General features: G+C 57.1%; 5 protein-coding genes. All 5 read left to right on the forward strand.

All coding sequences use genetic code 11. The annotated features are described in order from the left end of the window. Nucleotides 1-226: 226 nt before the first annotated feature. Nucleotides 227-1,186 carry an IS1595 family transposase gene (locus tag FJ417_RS32870; protein ID WP_140786328.1) on the forward strand — a complete coding sequence of 320 codons (960 nt, stop codon included), beginning with the start codon at nucleotides 227-229 and terminating at the stop codon, nucleotides 1,184-1,186. A gap of 280 nt (nucleotides 1,187-1,466) precedes the next feature. Further along, nucleotides 1,467-1,559 (forward strand): DUF2158 domain-containing protein, encoded by a 93-nt coding sequence (locus tag FJ417_RS33745; protein ID WP_140786329.1) that lies wholly within the window; start codon nucleotides 1,467-1,469, stop codon nucleotides 1,557-1,559. A gap of 265 nt (nucleotides 1,560-1,824) precedes the next feature. Next, nucleotides 1,825-2,538 (forward strand): hypothetical protein, encoded by a 714-nt coding sequence (locus tag FJ417_RS32880; RefSeq protein ID WP_140786330.1) that lies wholly within the window; start codon nucleotides 1,825-1,827, stop codon nucleotides 2,536-2,538. A gap of 314 nt (nucleotides 2,539-2,852) precedes the next feature. Continuing rightward, complete coding sequence (locus FJ417_RS32885) at nucleotides 2,853-3,176, forward strand: hypothetical protein (RefSeq protein ID WP_140640959.1); 324 nt, start codon at nucleotides 2,853-2,855, stop codon at nucleotides 3,174-3,176. A gap of 125 nt (nucleotides 3,177-3,301) precedes the next feature. After that, nucleotides 3,302-3,757: a hypothetical protein gene (locus FJ417_RS32890; RefSeq protein WP_140786331.1), complete on the forward strand. Its 456-nt coding sequence runs from the start codon at nucleotides 3,302-3,304 to the stop codon at nucleotides 3,755-3,757. The last annotated feature ends 232 nt before the right edge of the window (nucleotides 3,758-3,989 follow it).

Genomic DNA, 3,989 nt, shown 5'->3' on the forward strand with positions numbered 1-3,989 from the left:
TGGCCCCTGTGCAATACAGGACCCAGCCCTTAAACCTACCAACTCAATGAACCGTCCAACTTTATGGGGTCAGTTCAGGCGGCGGGTCGTTGGCGCAAATCAGCACCATGGACAAAATAGTAGCATAGCTGCCTTCACCGGGCAATAGCTTCTAGGTACATTTTCCTAATTATATACTTGACATAGCAGCCGCCTTGGCCGATAAAAGGTCAAGAGGGGACAAGCTATGACGAACCTTACCGATCCGATCTTCAACGACAACGACAAGGCGCGCGAGCACCTTGAAGCGATCCGTTGGTCCGATGGCGTCTATTGCCCGCATTGCGGCAACTCCGATCAGGCGTCGTTGCACCTGTTGAAAGGCAAGTCTCACCGTCCCGGCCTGTATCAGTGCAACGCTTGCCGCGAGCATTTCACCGTCACGGTTGGCACCGTTATGGAGCGGTCGAAAATCCCATTGTGCAAATGGGTTCTCGGCTTCCATCTCTATGCCGCTTCGAAAAAGGGCCTGTCGGCGCACCAGCTGCACCGCATGATTGGCGTCACCTACAAGACTGCCTGGTTCATGGCGCACCGCATCCGCGAGGCCATGAAGGAAGACGTGAAGTCATCTGGTCCGCTTGGCGGCGAAGGCAAGATCGTTGAAGCCGACGAAACCTATTTCGGGCCGAAGGACACGATCAAGAAGCGCACCATTCGCGGCAAGCCTGCCAATTCATCCAAGCGTTCAATCGTGGCGCTGGTAGAGCGCGGCGGCTCTGTCCGTTCCTTCCATGTCGAGCGCGCAACCAAGGAGTCTGTGCGCGATGTACTGGTCCGCAATGCCGACCGCAAATCGACGCTCATGACCGACGAGTCCAACTTCTATCCGATCACCGGATTGGAGTTCGCGGACCATGCCACCGTCAAGCACACTGGCGGCGAATATGTTCGCTATGAAGCCGACCGCGTCGTCCACACCAACACGATTGAGAACGTGTTTTCGGTCTTCAAGCGCGGCATGGTCGGCGTCTACCAGCATTGCGGCGAAGCTCACTTGCACCGTTACCTTGCCGAGTTCGACTTTCGCTACAATCGCCGCACGGCGCTTGGCGTCACCGACCGCGAGCGTTCAGATGATTTGATCCGTGGTACCACTGGCAAACGCCTCACCTATCAACAAACTGACGATGCCGGTAACGCCTAAGCAGAAAGCGGCTGCCTTTATGCGTTGGCCAAAACGCTATCGCGGCTAAATGTGATGCACGCAAATCGCGGGGAAGTTCGCCTCATGAACTTCCCCTTGCTGAGTCCGCCATGAAGCTATTACTGTTGATGGGTTCGGGGTGTGGACCACAAGCATTTTCGGCCCGCCGCTGTTCAGCCTAACTCGCTGTCCAATGGCTTTTGGCCTGATGCTTTCAAACCTCGCGATAAGGCGAAGATCGGAAGCGCTGTAGCGCTCAACCAATATAGGGGGAAACGACATGGCTACTACCTTCAAAGTCGGAGATGTTGTTCGGCTGAAATCAGGCGGACCATCGATGACAATAGACGAAGTAAAGTGCGCCGGATGGTGAGCTATCCATCCGGTGCATATGGTTCGACAAAGGCACCCAGAAGGGTGCAGGATTCAAGCCTGAAGTGCTTTTGGCGGATTCTGGGCCGACGATCGCCTAGCGCTATTTCCGCCCGCGATCCGAAGATTGACTCTTTTGTTCCTTTGGCTTCCCCTTCGTCTCATGCTTGGACGGAGGGGTTTTTAATGCGCGAAACAATGCTGCATCGCGACGTTTCGCGACGGCTTCATCGTTTTCTGATTGCTCTTGGCTCTTCGGTGTAACCATGAAAACACCCAGTTGGTGGCCGATCGGCATCAAGAACGCCGATCCCTTGAAAAACTTTACGCCGGAACAACTGCAGTTAATCGGCAGTGTGGCTATGCTCTATAACGAATGCGAGTATTCGCTTCATATGCTGGCCAGCGGCTGCTTCACATACTATCCCACACCCTTTTCGATCACCAAACGCATAAATGGGACTGAGGGGCTAATAGAGATATTTATCCTATCTCGCGAAGCGACGGTCAGCGAGACAAAGCATCCGGGACTGAAGGGTATGTTCCTGATGACTTTGAAGCACGATGGATTTTCCCGCGCTAAAAGCTGGCGTGACGCCGTCGTTCATACTCGCAACTTCGATTTTAAAGCGAACATCGGCAGGACAATCGGTCGGCAGGCAAAAGCCGACGACACGCTGCTAACAAAGGAAGCTCTCGGTTGGTTGGTCTCGTACCTAAGCGCCCTTGAGCGAGAGATGGACGCACTGGTCGGCCTTTGCCAAGCCATCGATTCTACTCGAAAGGGCGCCTCGCAATCCGATCAGCATAAAGCGCGAACCGCAAAACTTCTTCAACAGTTCGATCAGGAATATCGCAGCCGCCAGACTCTTCGATTAGCTCTATTGCCAGCGCCAAAATTCCCGGATCAATGGCCAGGGATTCGAATCCTGAAGGATGTTCTCTCCGAAGTGTTCGAAGATCAGACGCCGAAAGAGTAGTTGCGGACTTCCCGTCATTTGTCTCAGTCATAGGAACTTTCCTAAGTTCCTGACTTCGCTGATCCCTTCCCTTCTGTGCCTCTCATCGCCGGCCCGTCGAGCGAATCAGTAGCACACGAAATCAGCTATGTCAGGTATATAATTAGGTACATTTTCCTACATTCCTAAAATCGCAGCGCCCGGCGCGCCACAACCATAAATTGAAACGCCAGGCCAGATTACAACAAATTTTGTCGGAACCAACCTTGGTCCGACGGGTTCCATCCTTAGTCGCAACGTGACGGACGACCGTCTCGCAACAGAGGAGAAAGATCATGCTTACGAAGATTCTTGCAGCTTCGGCGCTGACCATCGGCCTCGCCACGGCGGCGATGGCTCAGAGCGCCGGCACGGCCGGAAATGAGGGTGGCGGCAGCGGCCAGACCATTACCGTGGAGCCGAAGACGCCGGCCAGCCCGTCGCCCGACCAGGCCGCGCCGCCCGATACCGGTACGACCGGCAGTGTCACCGGCGGCGACATGAATTCAAACGCCGACAAGAACTGCCCGAGCAGTCCGCAAGGCGCGGTGGGCGATGCCAACAACAGCACCGCCGGCACGATGCAGCCGAACGTGAACGACAAGAACTGCGGCAAGTAAGGGCATCGGGCTTGCAGCGCAGGGCCGTGGAGCACGCTCCGCGGCCCCGGTGTTTTGGCCGGGCGGCGCGCTCGCGGGAACAATGAGGCGTGATGGCCGTTCCAGGAGGCAAAAAGGAGAGACCGATGGCAGACAATGACACCAGCACCACCAATTCAGCCAACGGCAACGTGAAAGCCACCGCCGCGCGCAACCGTCCCGCGTCGCGTAGCAGCGCGCGTGCCACGCGTGCATCGGAAGACGCGATGAAGAAGCAGATCGCCGAGTTGAAGCGCGAGGTGAGCCGTCTGAACCGCGCGCTTTCCGAACAGGCCGAGGAGGCCGCCGAGACTGCGCATGGCTGGTACCGAGGCGCGGCCGACCGCGCTTCGAACCTCTACAGCGGCGCCTCCGACCGCGCGTCGCGCGCCGCAAGCCAGTTGCGCAGCCAGGCGCACAGCGTTTCGGAAACGGTGCAGCAGAACCCCGGCACCTTCTCGACCGCGATGTTGATCGGCGGCCTGGTCGGCTTGCTGGCCAGCATGGCAATCAGCAGGAATTCCGATCCAGACCCGGACTGGCTGCATCGCTGGCACAGGTAGACATTTCCGGTCCGGCTGCACCAGCCGCGACCGTCCAAAGTAGTGAGCGCAGGCTGCTTGCGACGGCCGCGCAGAAAGGAAGGCCGGGCTATTGCGCCCGGCCCTTTCTTTCCAGGTCTTTTTCGTTTCACGGTTGTGCCTTGCCGCTCTCTTGGCGGTAGTGTGCTGAGAGTTCTGCAAATTCGCTGAGAGAGGGCGGTCATGGCAGGCTGGTGATGTTCAACGTCACCTG

The organism is Mesorhizobium sp. B3-1-7 (assembly GCF_006439385.1).
GTDB lineage: Bacteria > Pseudomonadota > Alphaproteobacteria > Rhizobiales > Rhizobiaceae > Mesorhizobium.